The organism is Arthrobacter sp. Marseille-P9274 (assembly GCF_946892675.1).
GTDB lineage: Bacteria > Actinomycetota > Actinomycetes > Actinomycetales > Micrococcaceae > Crystallibacter.
This window is the reverse complement of record NZ_CAMPOV010000001.1, coordinates 1,316,259-1,337,098: the sequence shown is the minus strand read 5'-3', so window position 1 is coordinate 1,337,098 and position 20,840 is coordinate 1,316,259. Positions and strand designations below refer to the sequence as shown.

Annotated in this window: 19 protein-coding genes; 9 read left to right on the top strand and 10 right to left on the bottom strand. The window is 67.6% G+C overall.

All coding sequences use genetic code 11. From position 1 onward, the window contains the following. Positions 1-96 precede the first annotated feature (96 nt). Positions 97-2,775: a DNA polymerase I gene (gene polA, locus OC550_RS06070; protein WP_262104377.1), complete on the bottom strand. Its 2,679-nt coding sequence runs from the start codon at positions 2,773-2,775 to the stop codon at positions 97-99. A gap of 90 nt (positions 2,776-2,865) precedes the next feature. On the opposite strand from polA, the gene OC550_RS06065 reads away from it, so the two are divergent. Then, positions 2,866-3,351: a hotdog fold thioesterase gene (locus tag OC550_RS06065; protein ID WP_262104376.1), complete on the top strand. Its 486-nt coding sequence runs from the start codon at positions 2,866-2,868 to the stop codon at positions 3,349-3,351. Positions 3,352-3,546: 195 nt separating this feature from the next. Here OC550_RS06065 and OC550_RS06060 read toward each other — a convergent pair whose 3' ends face one another. The 3 genes from OC550_RS06060 to ligD all read right to left on the bottom strand — a co-directional run bounded on the left by OC550_RS06060 (position 3,547) and on the right by ligD (position 7,212). Beyond that, positions 3,547-5,373, bottom strand: a complete 1,827-nt coding sequence (locus OC550_RS06060) for an HNH endonuclease signature motif containing protein (RefSeq protein WP_262104375.1) — start codon at positions 5,371-5,373, stop codon at positions 3,547-3,549. A gap of 269 nt (positions 5,374-5,642) precedes the next feature. Further along, the gene (locus OC550_RS06055; protein WP_262104374.1) at positions 5,643-6,188 is read right to left on the bottom strand and encodes a dihydrofolate reductase family protein; all 546 of its coding nucleotides are present in this window, start codon (positions 6,186-6,188) and stop codon (positions 5,643-5,645) included. A gap of 1 nt (position 6,189) precedes the next feature. Continuing rightward, on the bottom strand, positions 6,190-7,212 hold the full coding sequence (gene ligD / locus OC550_RS06050) for a non-homologous end-joining DNA ligase (RefSeq protein ID WP_262104373.1): 1,023 nt from the start codon (positions 7,210-7,212) through the stop codon (positions 6,190-6,192). A 60-nt stretch (positions 7,213-7,272) separates the two neighbouring features. Here ligD and OC550_RS06045 point away from each other — a divergent pair, with 60 nt between their 5' ends. Then, positions 7,273-7,935: an alpha/beta family hydrolase gene (locus tag OC550_RS06045; RefSeq protein ID WP_262104372.1), complete on the top strand. Its 663-nt coding sequence runs from the start codon at positions 7,273-7,275 to the stop codon at positions 7,933-7,935. An 86-nt stretch (positions 7,936-8,021) separates the two neighbouring features. Then, positions 8,022-8,474, top strand: coding sequence for an SRPBCC domain-containing protein (locus OC550_RS06040; RefSeq protein ID WP_262104371.1), 453 nt, complete (start codon positions 8,022-8,024; stop codon positions 8,472-8,474). 39 nt (positions 8,475-8,513) lie between these two features. Here OC550_RS06040 and OC550_RS06035 read toward each other — a convergent pair whose 3' ends face one another. Continuing rightward, a complete protein-coding gene (locus OC550_RS06035) occupies positions 8,514-10,688 on the bottom strand; it encodes an elongation factor G-like protein EF-G2 (RefSeq protein WP_262104370.1) in 2,175 nt (724 codons plus the stop codon). A gap of 252 nt (positions 10,689-10,940) precedes the next feature. Between OC550_RS06035 and OC550_RS06030 the strand changes: the two genes are divergently transcribed. Continuing rightward, a complete protein-coding gene (locus OC550_RS06030) occupies positions 10,941-11,279 on the top strand; it encodes a helix-turn-helix transcriptional regulator (protein ID WP_262104369.1) in 339 nt (112 codons plus the stop codon). A gap of 13 nt (positions 11,280-11,292) precedes the next feature. Further along, complete coding sequence (locus tag OC550_RS06025) at positions 11,293-11,790, top strand: SRPBCC domain-containing protein (protein ID WP_262104368.1); 498 nt, start codon at positions 11,293-11,295, stop codon at positions 11,788-11,790. Between the two features lie 2 nt (positions 11,791-11,792). Here OC550_RS06025 and OC550_RS06020 read toward each other — a convergent pair whose 3' ends face one another. Both OC550_RS06020 and OC550_RS06015 read right to left on the bottom strand, forming a co-directional pair. Then, on the bottom strand, positions 11,793-13,793 hold the full coding sequence (locus OC550_RS06020) for a VWA domain-containing protein (protein WP_262104367.1): 2,001 nt from the start codon (positions 13,791-13,793) through the stop codon (positions 11,793-11,795). Positions 13,794-13,818: 25 nt separating this feature from the next. Beyond that, entirely contained in the window at positions 13,819-15,207 is a 1,389-nt protein-coding gene (locus OC550_RS06015; protein WP_262104366.1) for a magnesium chelatase, read from the bottom strand. Between the two features lie 142 nt (positions 15,208-15,349). Here OC550_RS06015 and OC550_RS06010 point away from each other — a divergent pair, with 142 nt between their 5' ends. Both OC550_RS06010 and OC550_RS06005 read left to right on the top strand, forming a co-directional pair. Further along, positions 15,350-16,039 carry an MSMEG_4193 family putative phosphomutase gene (locus OC550_RS06010; RefSeq protein ID WP_262104365.1) on the top strand — a complete coding sequence of 230 codons (690 nt, stop codon included), beginning with the start codon at positions 15,350-15,352 and terminating at the stop codon, positions 16,037-16,039. Continuing rightward, a complete protein-coding gene (locus OC550_RS06005; RefSeq protein ID WP_262104364.1) occupies positions 16,026-16,727 on the top strand; it encodes an SCO1664 family protein in 702 nt (233 codons plus the stop codon). Before OC550_RS06010 ends, OC550_RS06005 begins: the two co-directional genes overlap by 14 nt. Before the next feature lie 14 nt (positions 16,728-16,741). Here the strand turns inward: OC550_RS06005 and OC550_RS06000 are convergent, their stop codons facing one another. Further along, the gene (locus tag OC550_RS06000; protein ID WP_262104363.1) at positions 16,742-17,437 is read right to left on the bottom strand and encodes a hypothetical protein; all 696 of its coding nucleotides are present in this window, start codon (positions 17,435-17,437) and stop codon (positions 16,742-16,744) included. A gap of 298 nt (positions 17,438-17,735) precedes the next feature. On the opposite strand from OC550_RS06000, the gene OC550_RS05995 reads away from it, so the two are divergent. Further along, positions 17,736-18,023, top strand: a complete 288-nt coding sequence (locus OC550_RS05995) for a hypothetical protein (RefSeq protein ID WP_262104362.1) — start codon at positions 17,736-17,738, stop codon at positions 18,021-18,023. Positions 18,024-18,065: 42 nt separating this feature from the next. Here the strand turns inward: OC550_RS05995 and OC550_RS05990 are convergent, their stop codons facing one another. Next, the gene (locus tag OC550_RS05990; protein ID WP_262104361.1) at positions 18,066-19,169 is read right to left on the bottom strand and encodes a hypothetical protein; all 1,104 of its coding nucleotides are present in this window, start codon (positions 19,167-19,169) and stop codon (positions 18,066-18,068) included. A gap of 483 nt (positions 19,170-19,652) precedes the next feature. On the opposite strand from OC550_RS05990, the gene OC550_RS05985 reads away from it, so the two are divergent. Beyond that, positions 19,653-20,336, top strand: a complete 684-nt coding sequence (locus OC550_RS05985; protein WP_262104360.1) for a class A beta-lactamase-related serine hydrolase — start codon at positions 19,653-19,655, stop codon at positions 20,334-20,336. Positions 20,337-20,458: 122 nt separating this feature from the next. On the opposite strand, the gene OC550_RS05980 is transcribed toward OC550_RS05985, so the two are convergent. Beyond that, entirely contained in the window at positions 20,459-20,830 is a 372-nt protein-coding gene (locus tag OC550_RS05980) for a hypothetical protein (protein ID WP_262104359.1), read from the bottom strand. Positions 20,831-20,840: the final 10 nt, after the last annotated feature.

Genomic DNA, 20,840 nt, shown 5'->3' with positions numbered 1-20,840 from the left:
GCCTCAGGGGGTGGGGCAACCGCCTGAGGATATGTGAGGAAGATGAGGCGAAGATGAGAGGGGCTCAGCCGCGCCTTGCCGCCGCCGCCGCCATTGTCAGTGGCCGGCTTCGTGCCAGGTCCGGCCGACGCCGACGGAGACATCCAGCGGCACCGAGAGTTCCGCCGCCGCGCCCATCTGCTCGCGCACCAGCCGTTCCAAGGCTTCGTGTTCGCCGGGGGCGACCTCGAACACGAGTTCGTCGTGGACCTGGAGCAGCATGCGCGACTTCAGGTCCTGCGCCTTGAGCTCGTCGTCGACACCCAGCATTGCCTTCTTGATGATGTCCGCGGCCGACCCCTGGATCGGGGCGTTCAGCGCGGCCCGCTCGGACATCTCGCGCAGCTGCCGGTTGGTGCTGGTCAGGTCCGGCAGGTACCGGCGGCGGCCCTCGATGGTGGACGTGTAGCCGTCCTTGCGGGCCTGCTCGACCACTCCGCGCAGGTAGTCGCGCACGGCGCCGAACCGGGCGAAGTAGTCCTTCATCAGCGTCCGGGCTTCGTCCACAGGAATGTTCAGCTGCTTGGACAGGCCGAAGGAACTCAGGCCGTAGACGAGTCCGTACGACATGGCCTTGACCTTTGCACGCATCTCGCTGGTGACGTCCTCGGGCGCCACGCCGAAGATGTGCGCGCCGACGAACCGGTGCAGGTCCTCCCCCTCGCGGAATGCGCTGATGAGTCCCTCGTCGCCGGACAGGTGGGCCATGATGCGCATCTCGATCTGCGAGTAGTCGGCCGTGAGCAGCGACTCGTAGCCCTCGCCGACGATGAAGACCTCGCGGATCCGCCGGCCTGCCTCGGAACGGACCGGGATGTTCTGCAGGTTCGGGTTATTCGACGAAAGCCGTCCGGTGGCCGCCACCGTCTGGGCGTAGGTCGTGTGGATCCGGCCGTCGTCGCCCACGGTCTTGCGGAGCCCCTCGACCGTCTGCCGCAGCTTTGAGGCGTCCCGGTAGGCCAGCAGCTGGACCAGGAACGGATGCTGGGTCTTGGCGATCAGGTCGTTGAGGGCGTCCGCGTCCGTCGAGTAGCCGGTCTTGATCTTCTTGGTCTTCGGCAGTTCCAGCTCATCGAACAGGACGGCCTGCAGCTGCTTCGGGGAACCGAGGTTGATCTCCTTGCCGATGATCCGGAAGGCCTCCGAGCTGGCCGCATCGATCGTGACCGTGAAGTCGTCTAGCAGCCGGTCGAGCTGGTCGGTCGCCACCGCAATGCCGTGGAGCTCCATCTTGGCCAGCACCAGGGACAGCGGAAGGTCCAGGCCGCCGAGCAGCTGGTTGGCACCGCGCTCCACGAGCTGCCCGGCGAAGTGCTCGCTGAGCTGGAGCGCAGCAAAGGCCTTGGCAACGGCCGGGGCCGCGGGGTCCTCGCCGAGGTCCAGCTGCTGCTGCCCGCCTCCGGAGCTGCCCGTCGCCGCGACCGAGAGCTTCAGGTGGTACTGGGCCAGGTCCGCCAGCTCGTAATTACGGCGGTCCGGCTGGATCAGGTAGGCGGAGATCGCGGTGTCATCCACCACGCCCAACAGCTCGAACCCGCGGTGGAACAGGAGCTTGTACGCGTACTTGAAGTCATGGACCACCTTGGGCGCATCCAGGTCCTGCAGCCACTCGGCCAGCCGCTTCTCCGCGTCTGCGTCGAGGCCTTCGAAAGCGACGTAGGCGGCCGCCGAGGGCGAAACCAGTGCCAGTGCGACGGCGTCTTCCCCGCCGGTGGTTCCTTCGGCCACCACCTGGACCGCGACCGGCAGCTGGTTCGTGCCGTCAAGCCACGCGTCGAGCTGCTCGGCCGATGCCAGCACGTCGTGCCGCGGGGCATGGACCTCAGTGTCCTCCACCTGCTCATCGACCGCGAACAGTTCGAACAGCCGCTTGCGCAGCGTGGTGAATTCCAGGGCGTCGAAGAGCTCTTCGACTGCATCCCGGTCCGGGTGCTCCAGTGTCATCGCGGACAGGTTCACCGGCAGATCCAGGTCGCGGAGCAGGTGGTTCAGCCGCCGGTTGCGCTTGACCTGCTCGACATTCTCGCGCAAGGCATTGCCGACCTTGCCGCCGATCGAGTCGACGTTCTCGAGGATCCCTTCCAGGCCCCCGTACTGGTTGATCCACTTGGCGGCCGTTTTGGGGCCGACGCCGGGGACACCGGGCAGGTTGTCCGCGGTCTCGCCCACCAGTGCGGCCAGATCCGAGTAGCGGTTCGGCGGAACGAAGTACTTCGCTTCCACGGCAGCGGCGTCCATCGGCGGGATCTCGCTGACGCCCTTCTTGGGATAGAGCACGGTGACCTTGTCCGTGATGAGCTGGAAGGCGTCCCGGTCCCCCGAGACCACCAGCACGTCCCAGCCGGCAGCCTCCGCCTGCTCGCTGAGGGTGGCAATGATGTCGTCGGCCTCGTAGCCGTCCATCGAGATCGTGGGGATGCGCATGGCCTCCATGACCTTGATAATCAGATCGACCTGGCCGTGGAACTCTTCCGGCGTCTTGTTCCGGCCGGCCTTGTACTCGCTGTACTCGGTTTCGCGGAAGGTCGGCGTGTCCAAATCGAAGGCCACCGCGACGTGCGTCGGTGACTGCTCGCGGATCATCGCAAGGAGCATGGACGTGAAACCGTACACGGCATTGGTATGCTGCCCGGTGCTCGTAGAGAACTTGTCCGCCGGCAGCGCGTAGAACGCCCGGAATGCCATCGAATGTCCATCCACAACCAGGAGGCGGCGCGGTCCCTCCGGCTCAGCCATAGTCTGAGTGTCGGATGGGGCAGCAAGAGGCTCGACGGTGGCAACGGATTCCGGTTTGTTTGTTTCACTCACAGGTGCCAGCCTAGTCGCATGACCGAGAATCTCACTCCGGCTGCGGAGCCGGCCGCCACCCCGGAGAACCGCCTGCAGGAGCTCATCGACGCCGGCGTTCCGGAGCATTTGCGCCCTTGGCTACGGCAAATGGGTGTCGGCGCGCTGGTCGTGAAGATGGGCATCAAATTCGTCGAGATGTCCGCCGAGCGAATCGTTGCCACCATGCCCGTGCTCGGAAACACACAGGTCGCGGGCATCCTGCATGGCGGAGCCCACGTGGTCCTGGCGGAAACACTCGGTTCCTTCGCCGCGTCGATCCACGCCGGCGCGAACCGCCATGCCGTTGGCATCGAGGTCGGAGCCACGCACCACCGGTCCGTCGCCGCGGGGTTGGTGACCGGAACCGCCACCGCACTCCAACTGGGCCGCACGTTGGCCGTCCATGAAGTGGTCATGACGGACGAGCAAGGACGCCGGCTCTCCACCGCCCGGATCACCAATCTGATTCGGGACAACGCATAACCAGGTTGCGGGCTGCAAATGGGATAAGCGGGAGTTGGTCCCTGCAGGCCTTGTTATCGCATCAGGCCACCGTAGGCGCATCTTTTCGCCCCTGGGCGAACCTTGCCGTCCGTAGGGCGCATCTGTTCGTCCTTGGTCGCATCGCGCCGTCCGTGGAGCACCGGGCTGTCCGATGAACGGCACCAGGGGCGTTCGCTAGAAGGGTGGTGGTTCGTCCGGGCTGCCGTGGTGGTGCCCATCGTCGTCATGCGCTGCGCCCGTCGGGGCGTTGTGGCGGGGTGCCGTGAGCGGGCCGGTTGGGGGTGGGAGGGCCGCGGAGCGGGCCTGTGCTGGCTTTGCTGGTCCGGCTGGTTCGGATTGTCCGGTTTGTTGGTGTTTGCGGTTGTAGTAGGCGCGGAGTTTCGTGTTGATGGTGTGGATTTCGTGGTGTTCGAGGATGCTGGCGAGTTCTTCGGGCGGGGTGTGCACCAGGGGCTCGGCCCTGGTCGGGTAGCCGATTCCTGCGGGAGAGGTCCAGTCGAATTCGCCTTGATTGGGTTGTTGCAGGTTCCAGTCGGTTTCGGTTTTGAGGCGGTGGTGGCGCTTGCATTCCGGCCCGAGGTTGGCCACGTTGGTGGATCCGCCGTCGGCCCAGCCGATGGTGTGGTCGAGTTCGCAGTGGTCGCTGGAGCGGGAGCAGCCGTAGAACGTGCATTTTTCGTAGAGCAGGCGCAGGTAGCGGCGTTGCGCGGCGGTGGGCCGGTACTGTTTGCGGTCCATGGTGAGGACCGCGCCGGTGACCGGGTCGGTCAGGACGCGGGTGAACGAGGGGGCGTTCGCGGCCAGGCGGGCGGCTGCGTCGATGGGGATCGGCCCGTATCCGTCGAGGTGGGCAGGTTCCTGGCCGAGGCCGAGCAGTGTGAGGGCGGGGATGGTCAGCGCGACGGTGGGCACGATCCCGTACCCGGTGCCCGGGGGAAGGCCGCCGTCCAGGGCGGGGTGTTCCCGCGGGTCCACGGGCCCGGGACCCCCAAACCCGCCGGCAGCAAGGCCGCCAGCGGGTTTGGGGGTCCCGGTGAGCAGGAGGTGGGTGAGGGCGTCGGCGCGGAGCTGGGTCAGGGTGCGGGGTTCTTCGGGGCCCTGCACGGAGAGCGCGATGGCCTGGACGCGGTTGAACGCGGCGACGGCGGTTTCCGCGGGCAGGTAGGCGGAGAGCCAGGCCATGCCGTCGTAGTCGGGTTTGAGTTCGAGGTGGCGGTCGGCTGCTTTCTTGGCGCGGCGGGCGGTGATGGTTTCGGGGTGGCGTTTTTCGCGGAGTGTTTTCGCGCGGCGGCGCAGGCTGCTGGTGGAGCATGCGGGGGCGAGCTCGAGGAGTTCGTGTTCGAATCCGGGCCGGGCCTGGGGCGGCAGCGATGTGGTTTCGTCGGTAATGATGGCTGCCTGCACGCCGGTCAGGTTGCCTTGTTCGAGGGTTTCAAGGGTGTTGGGGCATTCACCGGCGATGGTTCGGGCATAGTTGATGCGGATCGCGGCGGTCCTTTCCGGGATCTGCAGTGCGGCGGCGGCTTCGGCGATGGCCGCGGCTTCGGCCAGATGTTCGTCCGGCGTGCCCGGCCCGAGGGGTGCGGGCCAGCCGTGGGGCTGTTCGTTCACGGCCTCGCGGACCAGGGCGTTGAGCAGGCGCAGGATGCGGGCCTCCAGCCAGGCGGAGGCGCGGCGTGCGGCGATGAGTTCGTGCGCGGCTTCCTGGTACAGCATGCGGGACGGCTCCCGGGACCCCAGCAAGGGCAGCAGGTCCTTCACCTGCCCGGACCGGGCCGGCAGCACAGGCTCCCACGCCGGCGGTGTAAACGCGCCGCGGCTTCCGGCCCACGGGTCCTCCTCCAACGGGGCGTCATGTCCGGTCAGCACGTAGAGCGGGATCGGGGCATCCGGCGCGTCGAGGGGAATGCCCTCGGCATCCACGGCCTCGCCCTCCTCCCACGAGTTCTCGTCCCACGGCGGACGGCACGAGAACGGATCCGCCGGCCGCAGACCAAACACGGGAACAGCCGCAAGAACGGCTGAAGGCTCAGGGCCGGCAGATCCTGAGGGGCTGGCATGAGCGCCACCGGTACGGCCCGAGGCCTCCGGGCCTTCTGCCTCCTGCGGTGATTCCGCTGGTGTGTTCGCCATCACACCATTCTAATAGAATAAACGTTCTATCACTAGGGGTGTGGATAACCTAAACCCTCGGAGACGGGCCAGATGTAGAGGACGGCAAGCACCAGGCGGCGGGCTACCGGGCGAGGCGGGTTGCCGGGCGAAGCGGGTCACTGGGCGAATTTATAGCGGTGTTCCACCATGCCGGAACCCAAGGTGCGGGAACCGGTCAAGGCGGCGGGCGCCGTCGTCGTTGTGACGGGCAGAAGGCGCTTGCCGCGACCGAGGACCACCGGCACGTAGGTGACGATGAGTTCGTCGAGCAGGCTGGCGTCGAGGTACTGCGCGGCCAGTTCGCCGCCGCCGATCACCCAGACGTCGCGGTCGCCGGCGTCGGCCACGACGTTTGGATGGAAGACCGTGATGTCGCCGCGGACGAAGGTGATGTCCGCGCCTGGGATGCCCGGTAGTTCATGATGCGTAAAGACCCAGGTGGGCGTGCTGCCGTATTCCCAGGCGCCCTCTCCCCCGTTGTCCAGGAGGAATTTGTAGGTTTCCGAGCCCATGACCAGGGCGCCGATGCCGGCAATGAACTCTTCGTAGGATTCCTTCACGCCGTCGGCGTCGTTGAACTGGAAGAGCCACTCCAGCTTGTCATCCTCGTCGGCAATGAATCCGTCGAGCGAGCTGGCAACGTAGTAGACAGTCCTGGCCATGTCACTCCTTCTTCTTGGCGCGGCTCGGCTGCACGCGCGGCGGTTCGCCCGGCATCTTTGGATAGTCCGGCGGGAAGGGCAGCTCGCCCAGGCCGGCGGCACAGTCGAGCTCCCACCAGCCCAGCAGTTCGTCAACGGTGCCGGGGTTGCTGTGCATCTTGGCCCAGGGATTGCCGGCCTCCTTCAGCCGGCCCGGCACGGTGGCGATGGTGAAGTCCGAGGGCTTGACGTGCTCCAGCTCCTCCCACGTGACGGGACAGGAGACCGAGGCGTTGGGGAGTGCCCGCGGGCTGTAGGCGCCGGCGATGGTGCGGTCCCGGTTGGCCTGGTTGAAGTCCACGAAGACCTTGCGGCCCCGCTCCTCTTTCCACCACGCGGTGGTGACCTGGTCCGGCATCCGGCGCTCCAGTTCCCGCGCTGCGGCAATGACAGCGTGCCGCACATCCAGGAACTCGTGGGTCGGCTTGATCGGCGCGTACACATGCAGGCCGCGGTTGCCCGACGTCTTGATGAACGCCTCCAGCCCGGCTTCCGCCAGCACCTTCCGCAGTTCCAGCGCCGCCGGCACCGCGTCGTCGAAGTCGGTGCCGGGCTGCGGGTCCAGGTCGATGCGCAGCTGGTCCGGGTTGTCCGTGTTGGCGGTCCGCGAGGGCCAAGGGTGGAACACAATGGTGTTCATCTGGACGGCCCAGACGGCAGCGGCCGGCTCGTCCAGGACCAGCTGCGGATGCGAGCGCGCGCTCGGATAGATGACCGGGACGGACCGCACGAACTCGGGCGCGCCCTTGGGCGGATTCTTCGAAAAGAACTGCTCGCCGTCGATATTCTCCTTGAACCGCTGGAGCGCAACGGGCCGGTCCCCGTTGGCGGCGATGAAGGCCTCCCCCACCTCGGCGATGTAGCGTGCCAGGTCCAGCTTGGTCAGGCCCAGGTCGGGCCACATCACACGCGACGGGCTGGAGATCCGCATTTCCCGCTCGCCGTGGGGTCCATCCACCTTCAGGATCGTCTGCTCGCTGGCCATGGGACCACCATAAAGGCATGTCGGCGTCCCTGACGAGGGCCAACGCGGCATCATGGGTACATGCCAGACGAACAGCCACTGCAGCTTGCCGTTCGCGACGCCACGGTTTCCGCCGCCTACGCGCGGCCCGACAACGCGTCTGCCACCTTAGTTGTCGCCCACGGGGCCGGCGCCGGGATGGAGCATCCGTTCCTGCGCGGGTTCACCGACGCCATGAACGACGACGGCGTGGCCACCCTGCGGTTCAACTTTCCCTACCGGGAGGCGGGCCGGAAGTTCCCGGACCGACCGCCCGCAGCCATCAGCACGTGGCGCGCAGCCATGGCCGCGGCCGCCGAGCGGTCAGCCGGCGAACCGCTGTGGGCATGCGGGAAATCCTTCGGCGGACGGATGGCCTCCATGGCCGTCGCCGAGGGGATGCCGGCCGCGGGGCTGGTGTACCTCGGCTATCCGCTGCATCCGCCCGGCAGGCCGGAGAAGCTCCGGGACGAGCATCTCTACGGCCTCACCCTGCCGATGCTCTTCCTGCAGGGCACCAAGGACACCTTCGCGACCCCGGAACTGCTGGAAGCCGTCGTGGCCAAGATCGGGCCGACGGCAACGATCCAATGGGTGGAAGGCGGCGGGCATTCCTTTGACGTCGCCGGCCGGAAGCGGGGCTCCTACGACATCGGGGCTTCCGTTGCCGCTCCCGTCGCCGCGTTCCTGCGAGCGCAGCACTGATTTCGGCCCTGCCGGCGCGTCCGTGCCGGGTTTACGATGGGCTGGCGGGCGCAGTAGTCCCGCTTCCCGGCGGTTGGAGCAGGAACATGGGTGAGCAGCAGGGCGATCTGGTGCTGGAGCTGGGGTTCACCCTGGCAGCCCCTCGCGAGCAGGTCTTCCGCCTGCTGACGGACCCGGACGAGCTGGCGAAGTGGTGGGGGCCCGAGGGATTCACCACGCCGGAGGCCGAGCTCGACCCCCGGCCGGGTGGCAGCTACCGGCTGACCATGCAGCCGCCGGACGGGGATGCCTTCCACCTCGCCGGGGAATTCAGTGACGTCGACCCTCCGCGGCGGCTCGAGTACACCTTCCGATGGGAGGAACCGGTACCTGACGACCGCGAGACCGTCGTCGTCCTGTCCCTCCACCCCGCGGACGGAAGCACCCGGGTTGCCCTCACCCAGCGCGGCTTCGCGACCGGGGAACGGCTGGAGCTGCACAGAAGCGGCTGGACAGACTCCTTCCGGAAGCTGGCCGCAGTGCTCCGGGCCGGGGCTTAGGTCCCCGCCGAAGCCTCGGCCCCTGCTGCGGGCTGCTAGTCACCTGCGCGCCATCTCGCTCGACGCACCCGAGGGCACCGGCTCGTGCCGCAGGTAGGCCCGGCGGAACCGTCCCGTGCCCCCGGTGAGGGACCGGAGATCGATGGCGTACCGCAGCAGCTCCTGTTCGGGGACTTCGGCGCTGATCTCGGCGCCCTCCCCTTCGGCCGAGTCAGTCCCGGTCAGCCTGCCGCGGCGGGCGGACAGGTCGCTCATCACTGCGCCCACGTATTCGTCCGGCACGGTGATGGTCACCGCCGAGACCGGCTCCAGCAACTGGATGCGCGCCGCGGCCGCGGCTTCGCGCAGGGCAAGTGCTCCGGCCGACTGGAATGCGGCGTCCGAGGAGTCGACGCTGTGGGTCTTGCCGCCCACCAGGGTCACCCGGATGTCGACGACAGGGAACCCGGCGGCGACACCCTTCTCCATCTGGGCCCGGACTCCCTTCTCCACGGACGTGATGAAGGGACCCGGGATCACTCCCCCGACGATCTTGTCCACGAATTCGAAACCGGCGCCGCGCTTGAGCGGCTCGACCTCGATGTCGCAGATCGCGAACTGGCCGTGCCCGCCGGACTGTTTCACGTACCGGCCGTGGCCGCTGGCCGCCCCCCCGAAGGTCTCCCGCAAGGGGGTGACGACGTCGACCGTCCGCACGTTCACCCCCTGGCCCCGCAGCCGGTCGAGCACCACCTCGGCATGCGACTCCCCCATACACCACAGGATCAGCTGGTGCGTCTCCGCATTGCGCTCCACCCGCAGCGTCGGATCCCCCGCCGCGACTTTGGCCAGGCTCTTGGCCAGCGCCGCCTCGTCGTTCCGCGTGGCGGCCTCGACAGCCACCGGCATGAGCGGTTCGGGCATTTCCCAGGGCTGGATCAGCAGCGGCTCGTCCTTCGCCGAGACCGTGTCCCCGGTCTCCGCGCTGCCGATCTTGGTCAGCGCGCAGATGTCCCCGGCGATGCAGTAGGACGCCGCCCGGAGAGCCGAGCCGAGCGGCGCGTGCAGGTGCGTGACCCGTTCGTCGCTGTCGTGGTCGGGGTGCCCCCGGTCCGCGAGGCCGTGTCCGGAGATGTGGACCGCCGAGTCGTCACGCAGCGTTCCCGAGAACACACGCACCAGGCAGACGCGCCCCAGGAACGGGTCGGTGCTGGTCCGCACCACCTCGCCGGCCAGCGGGCCCTCGGGGTCGCAGCGCAGCTGGTTGGCCCGTGACCCGTAGAGTCCCGCCACAGTCGGCAGCGGACGCTCCAGCGGGGACGGAAAGGCGCGTTTCAGCATGTCCAGCAGTTCAGGAATGCCCAGGCCGGTCTCCGACGACGTCGCGAGGACCGGGTAGAAGGAGCCGCGCGCCACGGCGGTCTCCAAGTCCGAGATGAGGACATCCAGGCCAATCTCCTCGCCGCCGAGGTAACGGTCCATCAGGGACTCATCCTCGCTCTCCGCGATGATGCCCTCGATCAGCGCCCCGCGGGCTTCCTCGGCGGCCTCCAGTTCCGCGGCCTCCGCCGGCCTGACCACGGGCTGGCGTTCCCCCGCACTGTAGTCCGACACCGTCCCGGAGAGCAGCCCGTGCAGCCCGGTGACGTCCGTGCCGCTCCGCAGCGGCAAATAGAGCGGCTGCACCGTCTCGCCGAAGGCCTGCCGGCACCGGGCCAGCGCCGCCTCGAAGCTGGCCCGGGGGTGGTCCAGCCGGCTGATCGCGACCGCCCGCGGCATCCCCACGCTTTCGCATTCGCCCCAGAGCGCAGTGGTCGCCGCATCGACGTCGTCGACGGCGGACACCACGAACAGTGCGGCATCGGCGGCCCTGAGCCCGGCACGGAGTTCGCCCGTGAAGTCGGAATAGCCCGGCGTATCGAGGAGGTTGACCTTGACGTCGTCGTACATAAAAGGAAGGACGGACAGCACCACCGAACGCTGCTGGCGGATCTCCGAGGGGTCCGAGTCGCTGAGGGTCGTGCCGTCCGCAATCGAGCCCATCCGGTTCGTGGCTCCCGCGGCAGCGAGCATGGCCTCCGCGAGCATCGTCTTCCCCGCGCCGGAGTGCCCGACCAGCACGACGTTGCGGATCCGGTCCGGACTCTCCGGCGGCGCGGCAGAGGCTTCCGCCCGCCGCGGATCGGTGCCCCGTCCGGAACCCTTAGCCGTGCCGTTGGTGGATTTCCCCGACATGAGCGCCTCCTGGCGTCGTAGACATCGTCGTCCCTGCACTCGCCCGTGCTGTTAAGAGATTCGACACCATGAAGGGGTTCAGCGGCAAGGCCCCCTCAGCGCGGGCCTGGAACGCCGCCCCGGATCGGTGGAGCAGCGTCAGCAACAGCGGGGGCAGAGAACGACGGCGTCTTCGGCCGTTTCGAGGTCGTCCGCACCGCTTCACAATCCGGCCCTTGCCGGCCCATGCGAACGGGGCTAACATACAACCAAATGGTTGTAGATCAATTGAGCGATGCCGAACTCGACGGCCTGTTCCAGGCGCTGTCAGACGGGACCCGACGCGACATCATCGCCCGGGTGCTGGGTGGCGACGGCGAGTACTCCGTGTCGGGGCTGGCCGCCCACTACGCCATGAGTTTCGCCGCGGTGCAAAAGCACGTGGCGGTCCTGGAACGCGCGCTGCTCATCACCAAGGAGAAGCGTGGACGGGAGCAGATCGTACGGGCCCACCCGGAAGGACTCGGCAAGGCCCGCCGGCTGCTCGATGAGTACGAAGGGATCTGGCGGCAGCGCGTCGGCCGGATCGAGGAGATTCTCACCGAGGGATAGGAAGGCGACGGCCATGACCGTTATCGAATCACGCAAGGACACCGGGGCGCTGAACTTCACCATCGTTGCCGAATTCGAGGCCGGTGTTGAACGGGTCTGGCAGGTCTGGGCGGATCCGCGGCAGCTCGAACGCTGGTGGGGACCGCCGACCTGGCCGGCGACGTTCGAGGACCATGAGTTCCAGCCGGGCGGCAGGGCCAGCTACTACATGACGGGCCCGGAGGGCGAGAAGGCCCGCGGCTGGTGGCGGTTCACCACGGTCGAGCCGCCGCACCGCCTGGAATTCGACGACGGCTTCGCTGACGAAAACGGGGAGCCGGTCGCGGAGATGGGAACGACCCACGCCGTCGTGACGCTGGAGGACATTGGCGGGCGCACGCGGATGACCACCGTCTCCAGCTTCGAATCCGCGGATCAGCTCCAGAAGATGCTCGACATGGGCATGGAGGAGGGCATGAAGGAGGCCATGGGCCAGATCGACGGCGTGCTCGCCTCGCACAGGGAGGACTAACGCTAGGAGGACCAGTCGGCGTCGTCGTACGGGTCGCGGAGATGCGCGCGGAGGTACTCCCCGACCACTGCGGCGCCGAGGTCCCCCGAATCGGGCGCGACGACCCGGCCATCGATCCGTCGGGCCATGCGCTGGACGAACCGCTCAAGCCCGGGATCGTCGCCGAGCCGGAAAAACGTGGCCTGCGTGCCGGCGCGCCCCAGGCGATCCAGCTCGGCGACCGTGAGCCTGATGGTCTCCGGGTCGGGCGGCCACGAGAACCAGGACTCGCCGTCGGGGAGCAGATGGGCGGTCGGTTCGCCGTCGGTCACCACGAGCAGGACAGACTGCATCGATGGGTGCTGACGGAAGAACCGGCCGGCCAGGAGCAGGCCGTGATGCAGGTTGGTCCCCTGCTCCCGCAGGGCGGGCAGCGCCGTAAGCTCTCCGATATCCATGGACTGCGCATAGCGGCCGAACGTGATCAGCTGCAGCCGGTCCCCGCGGAACCGGGTCGAGACGAGGTGGTGCAAGGCGAGCGCGGTGCGCTTCATCGGCACCCACCGCCCCTCGGCGGCCATCGAGAAGGAGACGTCGGCAAGCAGGACGACGGCGGCCTGGGTGCGCGCCTCGGTCTCCGTCACCTCGATGTCGCCCGCAGCTAAGCGCAGTCCGCGGCCCGGGTCGCCGCCGTCGGCCGCCGTCCTGCGGATGGCGTTCGTCAGGGTGCGGGTGACGTCCCACGGCTCGGCGTCCCCGAACTGCCACTCGCGGCTGGATCCGGTCTGCTCCCCCGCGGCGCCGGCCACCCGAGTGTCCCGACCGCCCTGGCGGCCGGAGAGCTGCCTGGCGGTGTCCCGCAGGAGTGCCTTCCCGAGCCGCCGCATGGCCTGCGGTGACAGGCGGAGGTCGCCGTCGGCCCCGCGGCGCAGATAGCCGCCGTCCTGCATGGCCCGTTCGATGTCGGCGAGGGTCCGGGCCGACACGGCCGCATCCTGCCCGAGCTGGCGGGCGAGGGCGTCGAGGTCCAGGTCGTCGAGGTTTGAGCCGCTGTAGGACTGGGACAGCTGTTCGGACAACGCGTCGAGTTCGGCGATGTCCTGGAGCACTCCCGTGCCGTCCCCCAGCCCGAGTCCTTCCTGTCCTTCGAAGCGCTCGGAGCCGGTCCAGTCCTCTCCGGGACGCAGTGCGCGCAGGCTCGAGTCAAGCTGGTCGAGCTGGGCCATGAGCTCCGGTGAGCCGAAGGCCTGGGCCGACAGCCGCATCAGCTCCTCGCGCTGCTCCGGGGACATGGACTGCAGCAGCCGCTGGGCAGCGGCGGCGCGCTGGGCGAGGGCATCAATCAACTCCTCGACCGACTGCGGATTCTCCGGAAAGTAGTCGCCGTGCCGCGCCATGAACTCCTGGAAATCCCGGTCGGTGTCCTCGCCGCGCCGGTGTTTGTCGAGCAGTTCGTTGAGGTCGCGCAGCATCTCGCCCACGGCCGCGCGGTCCGCCTCGGTGGCGTTCTCGAGCGCCTGCTTCATGCCGGCGAACCGCTGGTCGAGGATCTCCCGGCCCAGCAGGTCCTTGATCCGGTCGTACGCCTCCCGGGCGCTGCTCGACTGCCAGTCATAGGACGCGAGCTCGTTGACCGCCGCCGTGGACTGCGGCAAATTCTGCAGCTGCATCTCCCGGAACGCGCGATCGGTGTCGTCCATCATGGCGTCCCGCGCCAGCTGCTTGCGCTCCTCCAGCACCGCGGTGTCGAGCAGCTTCCGGACCTCGTTGAGGGTGCCGTCCAGCCGGTGCCGGCTCAGCAGCTCGTTCCGCCGCTGCTGCACGCGGCCCGCGAGGTCGTCGAGCCCCGTGCGGTCCCGGCCGCCGCGCCGCAGGAACTCCTGAAGCGCGTGCCGCGGCGTGTAGCCGGCCATGACGTCCTCGGCGATGGCGTCGAGGGCTTCTCCGAGATCGACCGGCGGGGCGAGCGGATCGGGCCCTCCCGCGTACCGGCCGTACCGGGACGACCGTTTGTGGACGCTCATGATGCTGCCTCCCTACTGCCTGTTCCTAGCCGTAGATGGTCTCCTCGTCGTCGGACTCCTTGGAGATCCGCCGGGCGAGGAAGAGACCTTCCAGGGCAAGTTCGACGGCGGCGGCGCGCTGTCCGTCCGTCTGCGCGCCTACGCGGGCGCTGACTTTGTCATAAAGACTGGAGGCATCGAGCGCGGGGAGGTTGTCGAGGAACTCCCGCGCGGTCACCTGTTCCCCCGTGGTCACCGTGGTGTGGCCGTCCAGTGCTGCCACAAGCGGAGCGAAGTCGATGCCGCGGTAGTGCTCGCGGACGGCTTCGGCCGTGGCCGTGCGCAGGAGGTGCTCGAGGATGGCCTCCTCGCGTCCCTCCTCGCCCGGTTCGAACTCGATCTTGCCGGTGAGGACGTCGACGGCGCTGTCGAGGTCGACGATCCGGGCGACCGCCTCGTCCTCCCCGCGCACGGTGGCCCGGCGCAGTGCCGCCGCGGCCACAGTCTCGGCACCGGCGATGGCGAACCGCGCCGAGACACCGGATCCCTGGTTGATGGCCGGCGACTGGCGCAGCGCACGGGTGTAGCGCGCCAGGATCTCGAGGATGACCGGCGGGACATCCGCGACCAGGCGCCCCTCCTGCTCGATGACGGCAACCTCGTCGTCCAGCTCGACCGGGTAATGCGTGCGGATCTCGGCGCCGAACCGATCCTTCAGCGGCGTGATGATCCGGCCGCGGTTGGTGTAGTCCTCCGGATTGGCGGACGCGACGACGAGCACGTCGAGCGGCAGGCGCAGGACATAGCCGCGGATCTGGATGTCGCGCTCCTCCATCACGTTGAGCATCGCCACCTGGATGCGCTCGGCGAGGTCGGGCAGTTCGTTGATGCCGATGATGCCGCGGTTGGAGCGCGGAACGAGGCCGTAGTGGATGGTCTCCGGGTCCCCGAGCCGGCGGCCCTCGGCCACCCGCATCGGGTCCACGTCGCCGATGAGGTCGGCGACGGAGGTGTCGGGGGTGGCCAGCTTCTCGACGTACCGCTCGGACCGGTGGCGCCATGCCACGCGCAGCCGGTCCCCCTCGGCGAGCGCCCGGGCCCGGGACTGCTCGGTGATCGGCTCGTACGGGTGTTCGTTCAGCTCCGACCCTTCGATCACCGGCGACCACTCGTCGAGCAGCCCGACCAATGTCCGGAGCAGACGCGTCTTGCCCTGTCCGCGCTCGCCGAGCAGTACGACGTCGTGGCCTGCAATCAAGGCACGCTCGAGTTGGGGAAGGACGGTCCGGCTGAAACCGAACATTCCCGGCCACGGATCGCGGCCCTCGGCGAGCGCGGCGAGCAGGTTGTCGCGGATTTCGTGGCGCAGGTCCTTCTGGACATGGCCGGCGGCGCGCAGCTCGCCAACGGTGAAGATATCGGGACGATCAGTCACACCTCCACGGTAGTCCCCGAACCGGCGGTGAATCGAGTATTGAAGGCCCCGATCCGGCGCGGGCCCTGCAAGAGAGCCGCCAGGGGTCCCCGGGCCGAGCTTGCGAGGCATGGGGAAGGCGGCGAACGCTACTCTGGATTTGATGACTGACGCAGCACCTCCACCACCACCGGCGGCAGCGCCGAGCACCCTGGTCCTTCTGGTGCGCCATGGGGAGACGCCGACGACGGGCTCGGTGCTGCCCGGGCGGGCTCCTGGCCTGCATCTGTCCGAACGCGGCCGTGCCCAGGCTCAACGGATCGCGGAACGGTTGGCGGGACTCAAGGTCGACGGCGTCTACTCCTCGCCGCTGGAACGCACAGTCGAGACGGCGGCACCCGCGGCAGCCGGCACGGGGCTAAAGGTAAACCATGAGCCTGGCCTGATCGAGTGCGACTTCGGAGATTGGACGGGCGCCGCGCTCGCCGACCTGACGGGCCTGCCGGAATGGCAGACCGTGCAGCATGCGCCTTCGGTCTTCCGCTTCCCCGACGGGGAGAGCTTCGCACGGATGCAGGCACGGATGGTCGAAACGCTTGAGGCACTGCGCACCACCCACGCGGGCGGCGTCGTCGTGTGCTTCTCCCACGCTGACCCGATCAAGGCCGCCGTCGCCCACGCCCTCGGCGCGCATCTGGATCTCTTCCAGCGGATCGCGATCAGCCCGGGCTCGGTATCGGTGATTTCGTATACGGAAGGCCAGCCGCCCGCCGTCCTCACGGTGAACTCGACGGCCGGACCGCTGGCAGGGCTGAGGCAACCGCGACAGGGTGCGGAAGATGTGCAGCCGTGAACTGACGCTGCTCGTCGAGGGCCGCATCGAACTGCTTGGGCGCATCCTGCACAGCAGCAACGCCACCTTCCTCGCCGAAATCTCCTGCGGGGAAGACACGGCCTGGGCTGTCTACAAGCCGGAGGCCGGGGAACGGCCGCTCTCCGATTTCGAGCCCGGGCTGTACCGCCGGGAACGCGCGGCCTACCTGCTCAGCGAGTACCTGCACTGGGGAATCGTGCCAACGACGGTGATCCGCGAGGACTCCCCGCTCGGCGTCGGGTCGCTGCAGTGGTTCATCGAGAACGACCTGCACGAGCACTATTTCACCCTCTACGCGGAGTCGCCTGAGACGCATCAGGTCCTGTTGCAGATCGCCCTGTTCGACTGCGTCGCGAACAACACCGACCGGAAGAGCGGGCACGTCCTGCGCGGGCAGGACGGGCACGTCTGGGGCATTGACCACGGGCTATGCTTCTCGGCGGACTTCAAGCTGCGCACGGTGATCTGGGACTTTGCGGGCGAACCGATCCCCGAGGCCTTGCTCGAGGACATCGCGCCGCTGGCGGAGGCCGTGCCTGACGAGGTCGCCGACCTTCTCGACGACGAGGAAGCCGGCGCGTTGAAGCGCCGGGTGCAGCGGTTGCTGCGCGAGGGGGTCCTGCCGGTGGACCGCACCGGCATGCGCTTCCCCTGGCCGCTCGTGTAAGCGTCGTGGGCGCGTTACTGCCGCAGAGCGGCGCGTCCCCTTCCCGCAGAAAGCGCGGCAGTAACCACCCAGAAGAGCAGCAGCGGCAGCGCCAGGAAGGCCGCCTGCATCAGCGGGGCGGCCGACAGCAGGTAGCCGCAGCCTGACAGCACCAGGCTCAGCACGGCCAGCAGCGACACCGGAAGCAGCCAGCGCGGCAACAGACCAGCCCGGCCGCGGACGCTCAGCGCTGCCAAGCTGATCCACAGGGCAAGGCACAGCATTTTGACACCGTCAGCCATGTTCAGGCCCTGCCACAGCGCCGCCGCCATGCCGGATCCGGGACTGCCGAGGACACCGGCGAGCGCCATCCCCACCAGGAACTGTGCCAGCGACAAAACGGCGGCCGCCGCGGCCGCCGCCAAAAGAACGCGTGCGTACGGCAGGGATAGCAGCCCAGCCCGGTGATGCTGTTCGCACGCGACAGGCAGCAGGGCCAGCCCCGCAATCCCGTGCACCAGCAGCGACCGCCAGAACTCGTCCGCCGAGCCAGCCAGCGCCGAGGCCGGAGCGTCCCCGGCCGGAACCGACGTCTCGGGCAGGGCCAGTCCGATCGCCCACGCGGCGAGGTAGACCAGCCCCGCGGCCGCGCTCGCAGTCCATGCAGTCAGGCGTCGTGCCCCAACTGACGCGGTTGCTCCACCGCTCCCCCGGTTCCGTGCCCTGAACAACAGCCCCCATTACATTCCCTCCACCGGCCCCGGATGATCCCTCAGAATCATAGGCAACCCAGGGTTCGCTCAGGTGAACAGCACGTGCGGATCGGGGAAACGGGCCGGGGTTGCCGGCTCGGCCCGACGCAACGCGCCGCGCCCACCTACTTCGTCGCAGACATCCTTACCCGGTGCCGGAAAGTTGTCGGTTTCCGGTCTTGCGGCCATTCGCGGCCGGGTTCCTACTAGTGGGAGGAGCCCGAACCAGCCGTCAGCGGCCCAGGGGTTCCCGCCATCAAGAAGTGGAGGAAGACCGATGTTCGCTCGAGTCAGCACATATAAAGGCCGCCAGGCAACGTCCGGTGGCCCCTCAGAGGACCTGGTCAGGCGCGTGCTGGAGCTCCCGGGCTGCCAGGCATTCTATTTCCTGAACGGGAGGGGGAACGGCAAGTCCCTGTCCGTCGCCATCTACGACAACGAGGAGCACCTCGCCGCGGCCAAGGAGGCCGCCAGTAAACTCCGCAACGAGGCCAGCAGTGCCCTGACCCTGGAGGTCCTCGAGGTCGAAGAATACGAGGTCGTCACCAACGCGCGAAACGACTGAGCGCTTCTTCTACTCAACGGACATGCGGCCGGCGCGTCCGGTTCAGCTGGCTTGTTCCTGCACCTGCTCCTTGGCTTGGGCTGACGCGCGCATCGCGTCCGTGTTGCGGATCAGGACCAAGAGCCAGCTGAAGATGAGCACGAAGGCGACGAGTTCAACCGCGGTCAAAGTGTAATAACCGGTGAAGAAGAACACTGCCAGGACGAGTACCACCGCAACAAAGAGGTAGCCAAGAATCAGGAAGGTCCGCGGCAGGGCGGGAATGAGCCACCGAAGTCCTGCGACCAAGGCAATGTAGATCACTGCCATGCCGCTCGCGGCGAGGGTATGCAGGATGAGGTACTCGTCCACCGGGAGGATGCCGACGCAGGCAAGGAGGATGCCGATCAGGGCGAGGCCTGACCTGACCCGGCGTCTTCCTCGCTGTTCCTGGTATGTCCCGGCAGGGATTGCCGACGTAGCGTAGTGGGCGATGGTCGTCACGACGACGCCCCCGATAATCAGCGTGAGATTGAACGCGCGGGCAGAGACGTCACCGGTGACTCCAAGCATGCTCATGTTCACCTGCCACCAAAGCGGGTCGCTGGCGGTGAGCATGCTCGTGAAAATTCCCACCACCAGGAAGAGGACGAGGATGAGCGATAGCGACATCGGCGTGAGATGTACCGCCGATAGGAAGACCGCGTAACTCGTCACGGCGACAGCCACCCCCGCCAGAAGGGCCGCGGACAGGCTGTAAACCACGGCACCTTGGAAGCTGTCGCTAACCACGTTGGCGATGGCGCTCCACCCGAGCAGCGCAATGACGGCATAAGCCAGGGCCACTGCCGCGATGTCGTACCAACCGAGGCGCTCGCGCGGTAGTCCGGATGGCCCCGCACTGGCTGTCGAAGAGTCGTGGGCCCGCACCGACATGACCGCCACGATGAAGACGACGACGGCGGTGATCGCCCCCGTCAGTGCGACGAATTGGCCGATGGATCCGCGCCCGGAAATTGGCAGGTACTGGCCCCTGAACACCACGGCGGCGACCAGCGCCCAGATCACGAACACGGCTGCCGAGAGAATCACCGCCGCGGATTCGACCGGCGCCACGCTCCGGTTGAGGTGGCGGCGGATCCGTTCAAAGGGAAGTGACCGGCTCACTGGGTTCTGCGTGCTGTCACTGGCAGGAAGCGCGGACCGTGTGGATCGTCCCCGTGCAAGGTCAAACTGGAAATGCCTGTAGCGGTGGACTTCATGAGTGCCCCCCTGTGTGGACGATGTCGGAAGCCTATCCGAGGGTGCAGACTTTGTCATCGGCATGCTCGGATCACCCGGCGGGGCGGGCCGGATGCGCCGCTATTGCCACGCTCCTTACAGGCTCCCGTCGCCTATCATTAGTGCATAGGGGGCTGCTGCAGTTGAGGATTCCCGCCCATGATCCGATGGAATGCCGCGGCGCGTTACGCGTTCGCTCTGGCACTGACGCTGACACTTTCTTCCTGCGGTACCACCCAAGCGGAAATCGCCCTCCACCCGGAGGTGACCGTAGCGGCGGTACCCGAAGCCGCAGCACCTAAGGCGGACTGGACTAGTCTGGAATCCGCAGTCCGGGAATATGCAGCGACACTGCCGGTGGAATTCTCCGTGGCCGTCACTGATGAGCTGACCGGCGAATCGTGGACATTTGAGCCCGGGACCGAGTATTTCGAAGCAAGCCTGGTCAAGGTTCCCATGTTGTTGACCCTATTCCGGGAAGTCAACGAGCAGGGCAGGGCATTGACTGCTGACGAGGAATATCTAGCCACTCAGATGATCCGGTACAGCGACAATGAGGCGACACGCCAGATGTACAGCCATATTGGCGGGGCCCCGGCATTGGCCGCAACCTATGACTTGATCGGCATATCCCGGACAATTCCCGGCCAATGGGGCGTCACCGTTACCAACGTGGAAGACCAACTCAGGATAATGACGACGCTGGCTGACGGCGCCGACTGGCTGAGCGAAGGGCTGCGGCAGTACCTGCTGGGGCTGATGGAATCCGTCGATCCAAGCCAGGCCTGGGGCGTCTCCGCCGGAGCCGCGGCAGATGGGGCCACGGTCGCCCTGAAGAACGGCTGGCTACCGGACGACAACCTGCTGTGGAACGTCCATTCCGTCGGGGTCATCAACGCCGACAGTGCCAGGTACGACATCGCGATTCTCTCCTCCGGACACCAGACTTTCGCGGACGGCGTCGTTGTGGTCGAAAAAGTCGCGAGGCTCGTCTACGACTTCGAAGAGTCCGGCATCCTTGACGTCGCTGACGGCAAGCCAGTCCATGGCTGAATGCCTCCGGGGTCGGTGCCCGCGCCCTGCCGCGTCTGCTGGTCCGGTATGTCTCACGTTGCACAGGGACGAGGTCATCGAGCGGGTGCTCGCTGGCCCGGGCTGCGCCGCCTCGAAGCGCGCTAGGGTTGCGGGAACCCCACGTCGACGATGCCGATGAACCGGCTGCCGATCCCGTCGTACTCGCTGCGGACCACCCCCCGGTCCGGCGGGGGCACCTCGCCTGGCCTGTGATCATCGCAGTAGAGGAAGCTGAACTCCGGCCACCACTTCTTCGGCCGTGCGGTCTCGTGGTAGCCGCAGATGCTGCACTCAAGCCGCACCCACACCGGCTTCTTGCCCGTGCGGTTGGCCCGGGACTGGAGCAGCCATGCCGGCGGGTTTTTCTCGAGCTCCGCCAATTCATCCTCCGACAGCCGTGACGGTATGCCGTGGCGGCGGGCCATCTCCAGAGGAATATCAAGGAAGATCGCTGCTTCCCGTCGAGTAACCATGGTCCTCAAC